Consider the following 13739-nt stretch of genomic DNA (forward strand, 5'->3'; position numbering starts at 1 on the left):
CACGGCATCCTCCCAACGGCGAAAATCCGCCGGCCAAGCGAAGAATCCATCGCAACCGCAAACGCAAGTGAACAATCAGACTACAAAAATTTCCAAATGCGATTCCCCTGGCCCGACGGGGCTTCGCGGTTGCCATGGCGGGCAAAACTTGCCAGCATCGCCGCCATAACAGGCATGCCTGTCATATGGGCGACGAACGCCGTGGCATGCCATCCACCCACGAAGAGGTCTTCATGCGTCTTACCCGTACTCTCGCCCTTGCCGCCACCGTTGCCGCCCTCGCCATGGGCCACGCCCAGGCGCAGGACAGCGATGCCGACAAGGACTGGTCGAAGGTCGTCATCGGCACCGAAGGCGCATATCCGCCGTTCAACTTCCTCGACGCTTCCGGCGAGCTGAAGGGCTTCGACGTCGATATCGCCAAAGCCCTGTGCGCCGAGATGAAGGTCGAGTGCACCTTCGTGACCCAGGATTGGGACGGCATCATCCCGGCCCTGCAGAACGGCAATTTCGACGCGATCGTCGCCTCGATGTCGATCACGCCGGAGCGTGAGGAGCAGATCGCCTTCACCAACAAATACTACCAGACCCCGCCGGCGATCGCCGTGCCGAAGGATTCGGACATCACCGACGCGACCCCGGAGGCCCTGGCCGGCAAGGCGATCGGCGCGCAGACCTCGACCACTCACGCCCGCGCTGCGGAAAGCTATTTCCCGGACGCCGACGTCCGGCAGTATCCGACCGCCGAGGAATACAAGCTCGACATCGAAAGCGGCCGCGTCGACGCGGTGGTGGACGACGTCGTGGTGCTGGACGAATGGCTGAAGAGCGATGCCGGCGCCTGCTGCAAGCTCCTCACCACCCTGAAGGCCGACCCGGAGATCTACGGCAAGGGCATCGGCATCGGCCTGCGCCAGGGCAACGACAAGCTGGCCGGCATGTTCAACGACGCGATCGCCGCGATCCGCGAGAACGGCACCTATGACGAGGTGCAGAAGCAGTATTTCGACTTCGACGTCTACGGCGAGTAAGCGCCGGTCGCATTACCTGACAAGCCGCGGCGGAGCCATCCGCCGCGGCTTTTTCATGGGCTCACAGCCCGGGTCAGCCGAGATCGTATTGCCACTCGGAAGGCCGGAACGCATAGGCGGCGTCGCCCGAGCCCTTGACCACATGGCCGACGCTCGGGAAGGCGAGGTGCATGCCGGCGATCCGCGTGCGATTGGCGGCGACCTCCTCAAACAGTGCCTGGCGGGTCGCGATAGCCGTGGCCGGATCGCCGTCGAAGGCAATGCCGACGCCCGGGCGCGGAAACTGGATCGCCGCCGCATGGACGAGGTCGCCCCAGACCAGCAGGCCGTCCTCGCCCTCGCCGATCATGTAGCCGCAATGGCCCGGCGTGTGGCCGAAGAGTTCGCGCGCGGCGATGCCCGGCACCACCTCGCCTGCGGCGTCGAAGGTGCGGACCTTGTCGCCGGCCGCCTCCATGGCGCTGCGCGCCGTGTCGAAGAACCCCCGGGCCGATTCCGGCGCGGCATCGCGGTTCTCGATGCTGGTCCAGAAATCGAATTCGGCCGTGTGGACGTGCACGGTGGCGTTCGGAAAGGCCAGCTTGCCGTCGAGGACGAGCCCGCCGACGTGGTCGGGATGCAGATGCGTGAGCAGCACGGCATCGATGTCCGCCGGCGCGATGCCGGCCGCCTCCAGCCGATCCTGCAGCTTGCCCATCTGCGGGAAGGCCCCGGCCCCCCCGGTGTCGATGAGCACCGTCTGCTCGGGCAGGTGCACGACATAGGCGTTGACGCCCGTGGTCACCGGGGGCGCGTCCTGGAAGGCCTGTTCCAGCAGGCGCTCGGCTTCGTCCGCTTCAATGTTCGACAGAAGCGAGATGTCGAGATCGAGATAGCCGTCCGACACGGCGGTGACGATGGCATCGCCCACCTTGATCTGCTGGACCGGCAGTACCTGGCTGGTCGGTACGGGCGCCTTGGCGGCGGCCGGCAGCACGCCGAAGCGCAGGAGGACGGGGGCGCTTAGCGCCCCGGCAACGAAAAGGCGGCGGGAAATGGGCATGGCGCGGGCTCCTTCATGGTTGGGAGATGAAAAATATCGCCGCGCCCGGTCAATGCAATGAAACGGAGTGTCCTCGCGGCTTGATGATCCCGCCGGTGGCGGCTAACCATGGATTTTGATGGATCAGTACTGGACGCTCATCGGCTTCGGCCCCACGGGATGGGGAGACGACATCGCCTGGGGCGTCCTCGTCACCGTCTCGCTCGCCCTGGCGACGCTGCCGATCGGCCTGGTCTTCGGCTTCCTGCTGTCGCTCGCCAAGCAGTCCGACGACCGCTACCTGACCCTGTCGGCCGATATCTACACGACGATCTTCCGCGGCCTGCCGGAGCTCCTGACCCTGTTCGTGGTCTATTTCGGCGCCAACGGCCTGCTGCGCTCGTTCACGCAGGCAACCGGGCTGCCGGATCTGGCCCTGTCGAGCTTCGTGTCCGGCATGATCGCGCTGGGCTTCGTCTTCTCGGCCTTCGCCAGCGAGGTGTTCCTCTCCGCCTTCCGTGCGATTCCCCCCGGCCAGCGCGAGGGCGCGGCGGCGCTCGGCCTCAGGCCGTCGCGGATCATGCTGCTGGTCATCGTGCCGCAGCTCATCCGCATCGCCTTGCCGGGCCTGGCCAATCTGTGGATGAACCTCCTGAAGGACACGGCGCTGGTCTCGGTCATCGGTCTCGCCGACATCATGCGCCAGGCCGGCATCGCGGCGCGGGTGACCCGCGAGCCGTTCCTGTTCTTCGGCGTGGCGATCGTCCTCTATCTGGTGCTCACCATGGCCTCCTCGGTCGCGATCGGCGGCATCGACCGCTGGGCGAAGCGCGGGGACATGGCGAAATGACGCAAGCCGCAATCGCCGCACCACCCATCGCGAAGCCGAAGCCGAAGATCGGCGGGCTCGTGGCGATCGGCATCTGGATCGCCATCTCCATCGGCTTCGCGCTCTACATCGTGCGCGGCTTCGATCCGACCTTGTTCACGCGGTTCGGCCCATCCTACCTGTCCGGCCTGTGGATCACGATCTCCCTGGTGGTCGCCTCCTTCCTCTGCGGCGCCATCGTCTCGCTGCCGGTGGCATTCGGGCGCATGTCGCGCGATCCGATCGCGCGGGTCCTGGCCTTCGTCTTCGTCTATTTCTTCCGCGGCACGCCGCTGATCGCCCAGATCTTCCTGGTCTATTACGGCTTCGGCCAGTTTCGCGGTGCCTTCGAGACCATGGGGTTGTGGTGGTTCTTCCGCGAGGCCTGGTACTGCGCGCTGTTCTCGCTGACCCTCAACACGGCGGCCTATCAGGCCGAGATCCTGCGCGGCGCCATCGAGAGCGTGCCGAACGGACAATGGGAGGGCGCCCGGTCGCTGGGCATGCCGCGGCCGGTGATCTTCTTCAAGGTGATCCTGCCCCAGGCGATGATCGTGGCTCTGCGGCCCTATGCCAACGAAATCATCCTGATGATCAAGGCTTCGGCCATCGTAGCGATCATCACCGTCTACGACCTTCTCGGCGAGACGCGGCAGGCCTATTCGCGCACCTTCGATTTCCAGACCTATGTCTGGGCGGCGGTCCTCTACCTGGCGATCGTCGAGGGGCTGAGGCACGCGACCAACTTCATCGAGCGGCAGCTGACCCGGCATATGGTGCGCTAGCGCCCCCCGGACCGGCCACCGGATTGAAACGCGAGGCGACCGCACAAGGTCTCTCGCATCACGACAGACAGAACATTGGGGGAGTCAGCACATGGCCAAAGTTGCATTCATCGGTCTGGGCGTCATGGGATATCCGATGGCCGGGCATCTCAAGCAGAAGGGCGGCCATGACGTGACCGTCTTCAACCGATCCTCCGCCAAGGCGCAGAAATGGGCCGAGGAGCATGGCGGCGCCCATGCGGCGACGCCGCGCGAGGCGGCAAGGGACGCCGATTTCGTCTTCTGCTGCGTCGGCAATGACGACGACGTGCGCTCGGTCATCTACGGCGACGACGGCGCCTTCGCCGGCATGAAGGCCGGCGCCATGCTGATCGACAATACCACCGCCTCGGCCGAACTCGCCCGCGAACTGGCCGAAGCCGCCAGCGCCAAGGGCTTCAAGTTCATCGACGCGCCGGTATCGGGTGGCCAGGCCGGCGCCGAGAACGGCGCCCTGACGGTGATGTGCGGCGGCGACCAGTCCGACTTCGATGCCGCCCAGCCGGTCATCGACGCCTATGCCAAGATGGTCGGGCTGATGGGTCCGGCCGGCGCCGGGCAGCTGACCAAGATGATGAACCAGATCTGCATTGCCGGCCTCGTCCAGGGCCTGTCGGAAGCCATCGCCTTCGGCAAGAAGTCGGGCCTCGACATCGAGAAGGTCGTCGGCGTCATCTCCAAGGGCGCCGCCGGCTCCTGGCAGATGGAGAACCGCCACAAGACGATGAACGAGGGCCATTACGAGCACGGCTTCGCCATCGAGTGGATGCGCAAGGACCTGGGCATCTGCCTCGCCGAAGCCAAGCGCAACGGCGCGACCTTGCCAGTCACTGCCCTCGTCGACCAGTTCTACGCCGAGGTCGAAGTCATGGGGGGCAAGCGCTGGGACACCTCGGCCCTGCTCGCCCGGCTGGAGCGGTAGGGCCGCTTCACACATCGGATGAAGAGGCGGCCGGGTTGATTCCGGTCTGGCCGCCAAGTCGTTGATGTCGGAAGTGAATTACCGGTTCAGGTCTCGCGCGGCTCCTTGTCGAGGATCAGGTAGTCGAGCGGCATCTGCGTCGTGTACTTGATCTGCTCCATGGCGAAGGACGAGGACACGTCGCGGATCTCGATCTTCGAGATCAGGCGCTGGTAGAAGGCGTCATAGGCGGCGATGTCGGGCACGACGACGCGCAGCAGATAGTCCACGTCGCCGCTCATGCGGTAGAATTCCATCACCTCGGGAAATTCGCCGACCACCTCGGAAAAGCGCTTCAGCCATTCGTTGGAATGGGAGTTGGTGCGGATCGAGACGAAGACGGTGACGCGGGCATTCACCTTCACCGGATCGAGGATGGCGACCCGGCGCTTGATCACACCCTCCTCCTCCAGCTTCTGGATGCGGCGCCAGCACGGCGTGGTCGACAGGCCAACGCGCTTGGCGACGTCGGCGACCGCCAGCGTCGCGTCCTCCTGCAGCAATCTCAGAATTTTCTTGTCCAACCGGTCCATCGACGCGTCACTCCTGTCCTGACCCCCGAGGATTACAGGAGCCGCTAGCAAACCGGTAGGTGGCCCGGCGCATACGACTGTCGATCAGACGAGGTCGGCGACGCGCTGGCGGAGTTCCGGCAGGAGTTCCTCGCCGAACCAGGGATGGCGCTTCAGCCAGCCGCTGTTGCGCCAGGACGGATGCGGCAGCGGCAAGACCGGCGCATGACGTCCGCCATCGGCGAGCACCGCACGCCAGTTCGCCACCGTCTCGGTCAGCGTCCGACCGGCACCCGATGCGATGTGGAAGCGCTGGGCATGCTGGCCGATCGCCAGGATCAGCTCGATTTGCGGCATCGCCGCCATCGCCCGGTCGTGCCAGGCGTTGCGACACTCGATCCGCGGCGGGCGGTCGCCGCCCTTCGGGTCGGTACCCGGAAAGCAGAAGCCCATGGGCAGGATCGCCACCTTCGCCGGATCGTAGAATGTCTCCGTCGCAAGCCCCAGCCACTCCCGCAGCCGCACGCCGGACGGGTCGTTGAAGGGCGTCGTCGAGCGGTCCGCCAGATTGCCGGGTGCCTGCCCGGCGATCAGCAGCTTCGCCGTGCCGGACAGGGCAAGGACCGGATTGGGCTCGACCGGCAGCGGCGGACCGACCGGTGCGTCGCGGCAGATCCGGCAGTCGCGGATCGTGCGGTAGAGTGCCGCCGGGTCCTCATCCGCCGCGAAGGCCAAGATGCCGTCAGGCCCCGGCGCTCGGCCTTGCCGAGATCTCGGCGTACCAGCGCGCGACATTGGCGAGATCGTCCGGCAAGGCGATCTTTGCCGGCTTCATGAAGTCCATCGCCACCAGGCCTGTGATGTCGGCGATGCTGTAATTCTCGCCTGCCGCGAACCGGTTGTCGGCCAGATGCGAGTCGAGAAGGCTCAGGAATGCGAGCGCCTTCGGCCGGTTCGCTTCGCCCCATTCGGCGATCTGCGGCACTTCCCATTCGGCCATCGCAGGATGGGTGTGGCGGAAGGCGGCGGCAACGCTGGCGTAGAGACCGAGTTCGATGCGCCGGTTCCACATCTCGACCAGGGCGCGGCCGAGGGCACCGGTACCGAACAGGGCCGGCTCGGGATGCAGTTCCTCGAAATAGCGGCAGATGGCGACGGATTCGGTCAGCACCGTGCCGTCGTCGAGTTCCAGCACGGGAAGTCGCTGCAACGGGTTGCGCCGGCTGATTTCCTCGGACCGGTGGCCGAGCTTGGTCATGTCGACCGCTTCGGTCGGCACGGTGAGGCCCTTTTCGGCCAGGAAGATCCGCACGCGGCGCGGATTGGGCGCACGGCCACCATCGAACAGCTTCATCGCAACATCCTTCCGTTTTGTGCTGCAGCGAGGTGTAGGCAGGGCCGCGCCGGCCGACAAGTCCGGCGCCCGCAACAGCGGCGGCCGCAGGCGCTGCGAGGCGGCGGCCGACCGGCTTTCCCCAGGACAATCCGACTTTTCGCTATTCCTTAAGACAGTTTTTTAATCTCCTCGAAACATCATGGGGCCTCCGGCAAGCGTATGCAGGCGATCGATCGCGTTCATGACAATCGCAGCTCCCCATTCCTACGACCACACGGTCATCGCCAGGCGGCGCGCCGCCCGAAATGGCGATCTGGCCCGGACGCTGACGGCGGCGCGCGAACGATTGTCGGCGCGGGGCGGGCTGCAACCGAATTTCGAGCGGGAGCTGGTGGTCCAGCATGCCGCGGCGATCCAGGCGGCGGCGATCGTGCTGCCGCTGCCGGTGATCCTGACCGGTTTCGGCCTGTCGATCTTCACCGGCCCGCTGCCGGCGATCCTGTGGACCGGCTTCGCACTGCTCGGCCACTTCGCCCTCGTCGTCGTCTCGCGGCGGTTTCCGGCCGCCGACATCACCCGCGACGGCATCCGGCGCTGGACGCGGATCTTCCTCGCCGGCCATGTGGCCGCCGGCCTCTCCTGGGCCTACCTGGCGACGCTCGCCTGCGCCGAATGCCTACCGCTGCGCTTCGAGCTCTTCCAGTTCACGGTGATCTTCCTCGCCATCGCGATGATCGCCATGGTGTCCTCGACGCTCAAGGCCGTCGTGCCCCTAACCTTCCTGCCCACCGTCCTGGCGCTGGGCTACGGGATCGTCACCACGGCGCAGCCGATGGCCGTTGCTATGTACGCCGTTCTCATCGGCGCCGTGCCGTTCTTCGCCTTCGTCGCCGAGATGCTGCGCCGCGCCAGCATCGCCCGCCTCAAGCACCAGAGCGAGAAGGACGAACTGATCGCCGAGCTCGAAATGGCGCGGATCATGTCCGACGAGGCCAGAAGCCGGGCCGAAGAAGCCAATCTGGCCAAGTCCCGCTTCCTGGCCACGATGAGCCACGAGCTGCGCACGCCTCTCAACGCGATTCTCGGCTTCTCCGAAGTGATGAGCAACGAGATCCTCGGGCCGGTCGGCAATGATTCCTACAAGGACTACATTGCCGACATCCACGCCTCGGGGCAGCATCTCCTCGGCCTGATCAACGAGATCCTCGACCTGTCGCGAGTCGAGGCGGGTCGCTACGCGCTCAGCGAGGAGGCCGTCGACATCGTCGCGATCGCCCGCGACTGCCTCGGCTATGTCCGCGTGAAGGCGGAGGCCAAGGACCTGATCGTGCGGGCGGAATTCGAGGCCGACCTGCCGGCCATGTGGGCCGACGAGCGTTCGCTGCGCCAGATCGTCCTCAATCTCCTGTCGAACGCCGTGAAGTTCACGCCGCGCGGCGGCGAAATCATCCTGCGGGTCGGCTGGACGGCCGGCGGTGGGCAGTATCTGTCGGTCAAGGACAACGGTCCAGGGATTCCCGAGGAGGAGATCCCGATCGTCCTGTCCTCCTTCGGCCAGGGGTCCATGGCCATCAAGAGCGCAGAACAGGGCACCGGCCTAGGCCTGCCGATCGTCCAGGCGCTGATGAAGATGCATAACGGCACCTTCGAATTGCGCTCGCGGCTGCGCGAGGGCACCGAGGCGATCGCCATCTTCCCCAATTCCCGCGTCCTGGAAGTGATGCCGGCGCTCGACGACTACGCCTGAGTCGGCCGGCCGCCTCCCCTTGTTCGGGGCCGGTCACGAACCGCCGTGCTTGCGTGCAACGCGCCGCCTCGCCATATCGGGGGCATGCCGGATGGTATCCTTCGCTCCGGCGGTACCGCCCGAATGTTTGACCGACGCCTGCGGACCATGAGCATCGAAAGCCCCTGCATCTCTCTCTGCGCGATCGACCCGCGGTCCGGCTATTGTTTCGGTTGCGGACGCACCGGCGACGAGATCGGCGCCTGGCTCGCCTTCTCGCCGCGCGAGCGCCGCGCGGTGATGGCAACGCTGCCGGCGCGGCTGGCGACGATCGCGCGGCCCGCCCGGCGCGAGACCAGCCGCCGGCGCCTCGAGCGCCTGCGCGCCGACGCAGAAAGGCCCGACGATGCGTAGAGGCTCCCTCCTCTGGATCATTCTCGCCATCCTCGCCGCGGCCTGTCTGGCCCTCGTGCTCAACCGCGACGGCACCATTGCCGGACTGCCGGACGACCAGTTCGCCAGCCTCGCCTATTACGGCGTCTGGGGCCTGGCCCTGGCGTCCGGTGCCATCCTGTTCCTGCGCACCAACCTCGCCGGCGCGCTCAAGGGCGCGGCGATCTGGGGTCTCGCCTTCCTCGTGCTGGTCGCGGCCTACGGCTTTGCGCCCGAGCTGCGGGCGCTGAAGGACCGCGTCGTCGCGGTTCTCGTTCCCGGCACGCTGATCTCGGTCGGCGACGGGACCGAGGGCACCCGCTTCATGTCGCTGCGCGGCGCCGACGACCATTTCCGTCTCGACGGCGAGATCGACGGCCGGCCGGTTTCCTTCATGGTCGATACCGGAGCGTCGATCATCGCGCTGGACCGCACGATGGCCGAATCGGTCGGCATCGACACCTCGCGGCTTCGCTATTCCCAGCAGGTGATGACGGCCAATGGCGTCGTCGGCGCGGCACCGGTGCGGCTCGACAAGGTGCGCGTCGGCGACATCGTGCGCCATGGCGTGGCGGCGGCGGTCACCGAGAGCGATGGTCTCGGCGTCGCACTGCTCGGCATGAGCTTCCTGAATACGCTGACGTCGTTCGACTTCCGCGGCGACCGGCTGATCCTGACCGACTGAGGCGGGCGGCTCAGAGCAGCGAATAGGCGAAGCGCGCGGCGACGATCAGCAGGAAGCCACCGAAGCCGAGTTCGAGCTGGCGGCGGGTAAGCCGGTGGGCGAGCGCGGCACCGAGCGGAACCGCCAGGATCGAGGCCGGTGCGATGAGCAGCACTGCCGCCAGGCTAACGAAGCCGATGCTGTAGGGCGGCAGCAGCGGGTCGCCCCAGCCGCCGATCGCATAGGAGACGAGGCCCGGGACCGAGATCAGCACGCCGACGCCGGCGCTGGTCGCCACCGCCTCAATCATCGGGCGATTGTAGAGCGTCATGAAGGTGTTGTTGAGCACCCCGCCACCGATGCCCATCAGAGAAGACAAGAGACCGATCAGGAAGCCGGCGACCGAGCGCCCGGCAAATCCGGGCAATTGCCTGCCGAAGGTCACCGGCACCTTGCCGAAGACCAGCTTGAGGCCCAGCAGCAGCGCCAGTGCCGCAAAGATGCCGCGCAACTCTCCCGACGAGGCGGCAGCGGCGACCAGCGCGCCGGTGATGGCGCCCAGCGGGATGGCCACGATCCATTCCCTCAGAAGCCGCCAGTCCACCACGCCACGGCGCCAGTGAGATATCAACGAACGGATCGAGGTTGGCACGATGATCGCCAGCGACGAGCCGATCGCCAGATGCATCGAGACCGCGTGGCTGACGCCCAGTTCCTCGAAGGTCTGGTAGAGCACCGGTACGAAGATCGCGCCGCCACCGATGCCGAACAGGCCGGCCAGAAATCCCGCAGCGGCTGCGGCTGCGAACAGCGGCAGGATGTAGGGAATCAGCGCGGAGGCTTCGATCGGCGGCATGATGCGTCATAGGGCGGAACCGTCGCGATTGCATCTGCCGGTTTGCAGCGCCCGGACGCCGTCCACTGCCCGCCTTGCGTCAGCGGCGCAGCATGATCCTGGCGGTCATGCGAGCGAGCCGTCCCCAGGGCGGTCCGAGCCGTTCGAAGACATTGATCGGCCCCACCCTGTAGACCGCGCGGGCGTGGCTGAACCGCAGGAAGCCATCGCGGCCGTGATAGGCGCCCATGCCGCTCGGCCCGATCCCGCCGAACGGAAGATTGTCCTGGGCGATGTGCAGCAGCGTGCCGTTCACCGTCACGCCGCCGGATATCGCGCCGTCGAGCACCTGCGCCTCCGTCCGCCTGTCGCCGGTAAAGCAATAGAGCGCGAGGGGGCGCTCGCGGGCATTGACGATGGCTAGGGCCTCGTCGAGGTCGCGATAGGGCACGACCGGCAGGATCGGCCCGAAGATCTCCTCGCGCATCAGGACGCCGTCGTCCGGCGCACCCAGGACGATCGCCGGCGCGAGCTTGCCCGCGCCGGCTTCCGCGTCCTGCGAATGCCGGTACACGCTTGCCCCTGCAGCCTCGGCTTGCGCCAGCGCGGCCTGCAGGCGAGCCTGGTGCCGGGTACTGACGATGCTCGTATAGTCGGCGTTCTCCGCCAGCGCCGGATAGGCGCTGCGCACGGCCGCCATGGCCGCCTCGGCAAAGGCTTCGACACGATCGGCCGGCACCAGTACATAGTCCGGCGCGATGCAGGTCTGGCCGGCATTCAGCCATTTGCCGAAGGCGATCGACCGCGCCGCGGCGGAGACGGAATAGTCCGGGCACACGATCGCCGGGGACTTGCCACCGAGTTCCAGTGTGACGGGCGTCAGGTTCTCCGCCGCCGCGCGCATCACCTGCCGCCCGATGGCGGTCGAGCCGGTAAAGAGCAGATGGTCGAAGGGCAGCGCGGAAAACGCCTTGGCCACCTCCACGTCGCCGACCACCACCGCGACCTGGTCGGGCGAAAAATGCTCGGCGACGACGCGTTGCAGGAGATCGGCGAAGCGCGGCGTCAGTTCGGAGGGCTTCAGCAGGACGCGGTTGCCGGCCGCCAGCGCATCCACCAGCGGCGCCAGCGTCAGGATCAGCGGATAGTTCCAGGGTGACATGATGCCGACGACGCCCAGCGGCTCGTGGCGCACCCATGCCTTGCCGGGCTGGAAGGTGATGTCGATGCCGCGCCGCTGCGGCTTCATCCAACGGCCCAGGGATTTGCCGGCATGGCGAATGGCGTTGAGGGTGGGCGAGATCTCGAGAAGCTCGGTCTCGGCCTTCGAGCGCGTGCCGAAATCCGCCGAGATCGCGTCCGCGATCGCGTCGACATGTCCAACGATCAGTCGGCGCAGCGTTGCCAAAGCCTCGCGGCGCGCCGCGGCATCCGGTGCCGGCATCGTGCGGGAGGCCTGGCGCTGCCGGTCGAACAGCACCTGCATCGTCTCGTCGCTCATGCAGTCCATCCCGTGGTTGCGTTCAGCGCCTCCGCACCATGTCCGTCGCGGCTGCCGCGAGCTGGCCGATCAGGCAGCGGCGCGCGCGGCGCCGTCGAGCCGCACGGCGGCAAAGGCCTCGCGCAGGACATGCGGCCCGGCGCCCGGCCGCACTGCGCCCTCGGACAGGATCTGGCGCCAGCGTCGCGCACCCGGCAGGCCGTTGAACAGGCCGATCATGTGCCGGGTCACCTGCCCCAGCCGGCCGCCCGCAGCGATATGCCGCCCGGCATAATCGGCCATGGTGTCGATCAGCGCGGCATAGTCCACCGGCCGCGGCGGCGCGCCGAAAATCCGGGCATCAACCTCGGTGAGGCGATCGGGTGTCTGATAGGCCGCCCGGCCCATCATCACGCCGTCGACATGGGCAAGTTCGTCCAGCGCCGCATCCAGCGTCGTCAGCCCGCCATTGAGACCGACAAAGACCTTTGGCAGGCGCTGCTTCAGCCGGTGGACACGATCGTAGTCAAGCGGCGGGATGTCCCGGTTCTCCTTCGGGCTTAGCCCCTGCAGCCAGGCTTTTCGCGCGTGCACCCAGATCGTCCCGACGCCGGCCGCGATCGCCGCGTCGGCGAGAGCATCGAGTGCCGTTTCCGGATCCTGGTCGTCGACACCGATCCGGCACTTGACCGTCACCGGCACGTCGCTGGCCGCGACCATGGCCTCAAGGCAGCGACCGACGAGGTCGGGCTCGCGCATCAGGCAGGCACCGAAGGCCCCGGACTGTACGCGGTCGGAGGGGCAGCCGACATTCAGGTTGATCTCGTCATAGCCGAAACCGGCGGCGATCCGGCAGGCCTCGGCCAGCTTGTCGGGCTCGGAGCCGCCGATCTGCAGGGCCAGCGGATGCTCGGTCTGGTCATGGCCGAGCAGGCGCGCCCGGTCGCCATGCAGGATCGCGTCGGCGACGACCATTTCGGTGTAGAGCAGCGCATGCCGTGTCATTTGCCGGTGGAAAAACCGGCAGTGCCGATCGGTCCAGTCGATCATGGGGGCTACCGCAAATCTTCTAGCGCTGATATCCTTGGATTTCTCCTTCATTATCAAATCTTTGGCGCCTTTCTCTATGTCGACCTGTATCGGCTTGTGTCGTACTTTTCCTGAGCTTGCCCGCCTTTTCCGCTCCGTGGTGCGACAATATCGTACCTTGCAAGGAGAATGTTGTACCGATGGGAACGATCACGGCACGCAAACGCACGTGCGGTACTACGGGATTTACCGCGCAGATCCTGCGAAAGAAAGACTGGGCGGTCGGCAACCTCGTGATGATGCGTGACAAGAACGACAGGCGCGCGAACAAGGCGCGTGCGGCCGGCCGCATCGATCCAGCCGTAAGCGCAATAATGAGCGTTTCGCGGGCCGTCGCGAGCGCATCCGGCCGCTCAATCTACGAGTCCGATGCGTCGGAAGAATTGCTGCTTTTCTGAAGGTGGCCCGGCAGCGCAGCAGTTCTGCCGGAGGTTCGCCGCCGGGCCTGTCGCAGCGAGGGGGGCTCGCCACAACTACCGTAACGTAACACAACAACGACCGCGCTCGTTAGCAATCAACATCCTTAGAACCTTAGCCATCGCGGCCTTTTCTGTGGTGATGGCTGCGCCCGCCATGGCGGATCCGTCTTCTTCGGCCTTGCAACGCTGTTGGTTTCGGCCCGGCGCACCTATTGCGATTGGCAACGCCATCATTGGCGTTGGGGTGCTGGGCTCGATCGCGTCGGCAGTTGACACAATCGCGCTGGGATGCGGTCTGTCCGTTAGGCAGCAGCTCAGGAAGTAGGGGCAGCCCGGCAGAGTTGTTCCCAAACCAACCCTGTCGGGCAATGGTAGCCCAGGGGGTATCATTCCCGCAGCATACCGTCCACAGCATTGAGGCGATGCTGCAGGGCAATCGGGTGAGTTGGCGCGTGACATTTGGTGCAAGTACTGAATCTGTGGGTTCCCAATTGATTCGATTGGGAGATTGCGGGAATGGCTGTGTCCGACGAGGCGATAC

General features: G+C 66.4%; 15 protein-coding genes. 8 read left to right on the forward strand and 7 right to left on the reverse strand.

Annotation, left to right across the window (positions count from 1 at the left end):
- Window positions 1-233: 233 nt before the first annotated feature.
- On the forward strand, window positions 234-1031 hold the full coding sequence (locus VQ042_RS22185; RefSeq protein ID WP_331822488.1) for an ABC transporter substrate-binding protein: 798 nt from the start codon (window positions 234-236) through the stop codon (window positions 1029-1031).
- A gap of 73 nt (window positions 1032-1104) precedes the next feature.
- On the opposite strand, the gene VQ042_RS22190 is transcribed toward VQ042_RS22185, so the two are convergent.
- Window positions 1105-2073, reverse strand: coding sequence for an MBL fold metallo-hydrolase (locus VQ042_RS22190; protein ID WP_331822475.1), 969 nt, complete (start codon window positions 2071-2073; stop codon window positions 1105-1107).
- Between the two features lie 118 nt (window positions 2074-2191).
- Here VQ042_RS22190 and VQ042_RS22195 point away from each other — a divergent pair, with 118 nt between their 5' ends.
- The 3 genes from VQ042_RS22195 to VQ042_RS22205 are packed head-to-tail and all read left to right on the forward strand — an operon-like array spanning window position 2192 to window position 4666.
- Window positions 2192-2902, forward strand: a complete 711-nt coding sequence (locus VQ042_RS22195; RefSeq protein WP_331822476.1) for an ABC transporter permease — start codon at window positions 2192-2194, stop codon at window positions 2900-2902.
- Window positions 2899-3705, forward strand: coding sequence for an ABC transporter permease (locus VQ042_RS22200; RefSeq protein ID WP_331822477.1), 807 nt, complete (start codon window positions 2899-2901; stop codon window positions 3703-3705). The genes VQ042_RS22195 and VQ042_RS22200 overlap by 4 nt, the downstream gene beginning before the upstream one ends.
- 22 nt (window positions 3706-3727) lie before the next feature.
- Window positions 3728-4666, forward strand: a complete 939-nt coding sequence (locus VQ042_RS22205) for an NAD(P)-dependent oxidoreductase (RefSeq protein WP_331822489.1) — start codon at window positions 3728-3730, stop codon at window positions 4664-4666.
- An 86-nt stretch (window positions 4667-4752) separates the two neighbouring features.
- Here the strand turns inward: VQ042_RS22205 and VQ042_RS22210 are convergent, their stop codons facing one another.
- The 3 genes from VQ042_RS22210 to VQ042_RS22220 all read right to left on the reverse strand — a co-directional run bounded on the left by VQ042_RS22210 (window position 4753) and on the right by VQ042_RS22220 (window position 6571).
- Window positions 4753-5238 carry an Lrp/AsnC family transcriptional regulator gene (locus VQ042_RS22210; protein WP_331822478.1) on the reverse strand — a complete coding sequence of 162 codons (486 nt, stop codon included), beginning with the start codon at window positions 5236-5238 and terminating at the stop codon, window positions 4753-4755.
- A gap of 84 nt (window positions 5239-5322) precedes the next feature.
- Window positions 5323-5952 carry a uracil-DNA glycosylase family protein gene (locus tag VQ042_RS22215; RefSeq protein WP_331822479.1) on the reverse strand — a complete coding sequence of 210 codons (630 nt, stop codon included), beginning with the start codon at window positions 5950-5952 and terminating at the stop codon, window positions 5323-5325.
- A 7-nt stretch (window positions 5953-5959) separates the two neighbouring features.
- Window positions 5960-6571, reverse strand: a complete 612-nt coding sequence (locus VQ042_RS22220; RefSeq protein WP_331822480.1) for a glutathione S-transferase — start codon at window positions 6569-6571, stop codon at window positions 5960-5962.
- A gap of 223 nt (window positions 6572-6794) precedes the next feature.
- On the opposite strand from VQ042_RS22220, the gene VQ042_RS22225 reads away from it, so the two are divergent.
- The 3 genes from VQ042_RS22225 to VQ042_RS22235 all read left to right on the forward strand — a co-directional run bounded on the left by VQ042_RS22225 (window position 6795) and on the right by VQ042_RS22235 (window position 9396).
- On the forward strand, window positions 6795-8300 hold the full coding sequence (locus tag VQ042_RS22225; RefSeq protein ID WP_331822481.1) for a sensor histidine kinase: 1506 nt from the start codon (window positions 6795-6797) through the stop codon (window positions 8298-8300).
- A gap of 147 nt (window positions 8301-8447) precedes the next feature.
- On the forward strand, window positions 8448-8693 hold the full coding sequence (locus tag VQ042_RS22230) for a DUF1289 domain-containing protein (protein ID WP_331822482.1): 246 nt from the start codon (window positions 8448-8450) through the stop codon (window positions 8691-8693).
- Window positions 8686-9396 (forward strand): retropepsin-like aspartic protease family protein, encoded by a 711-nt coding sequence (locus VQ042_RS22235; RefSeq protein WP_331822483.1) that lies wholly within the window; start codon window positions 8686-8688, stop codon window positions 9394-9396. Before VQ042_RS22230 ends, VQ042_RS22235 begins: the two co-directional genes overlap by 8 nt.
- 10 nt (window positions 9397-9406) lie before the next feature.
- Here VQ042_RS22235 and VQ042_RS22240 read toward each other — a convergent pair whose 3' ends face one another.
- The 3 genes from VQ042_RS22240 to dusA all read right to left on the reverse strand — a co-directional run bounded on the left by VQ042_RS22240 (window position 9407) and on the right by dusA (window position 12791).
- Complete coding sequence (locus VQ042_RS22240; protein ID WP_331822484.1) at window positions 9407-10231, reverse strand: sulfite exporter TauE/SafE family protein; 825 nt, start codon at window positions 10229-10231, stop codon at window positions 9407-9409.
- Between the two features lie 79 nt (window positions 10232-10310).
- Window positions 10311-11711: a coniferyl aldehyde dehydrogenase gene (locus tag VQ042_RS22245; RefSeq protein ID WP_331822485.1), complete on the reverse strand. Its 1401-nt coding sequence runs from the start codon at window positions 11709-11711 to the stop codon at window positions 10311-10313.
- A 69-nt stretch (window positions 11712-11780) separates the two neighbouring features.
- Entirely contained in the window at window positions 11781-12791 is a 1011-nt protein-coding gene (dusA, locus tag VQ042_RS22250) for a tRNA dihydrouridine(20/20a) synthase DusA (RefSeq protein WP_331822486.1), read from the reverse strand.
- Between the two features lie 128 nt (window positions 12792-12919).
- Here dusA and VQ042_RS22255 point away from each other — a divergent pair, with 128 nt between their 5' ends.
- Window positions 12920-13177 carry a hypothetical protein gene (locus VQ042_RS22255; protein ID WP_331822487.1) on the forward strand — a complete coding sequence of 86 codons (258 nt, stop codon included), beginning with the start codon at window positions 12920-12922 and terminating at the stop codon, window positions 13175-13177.
- Window positions 13178-13739: the final 562 nt, after the last annotated feature.

The sequence above is a fragment of the Aurantimonas sp. A2-1-M11 genome (assembly GCF_036549475.1).
In the GTDB taxonomy this organism is placed as follows: domain Bacteria; phylum Pseudomonadota; class Alphaproteobacteria; order Rhizobiales; family Rhizobiaceae; genus Aurantimonas.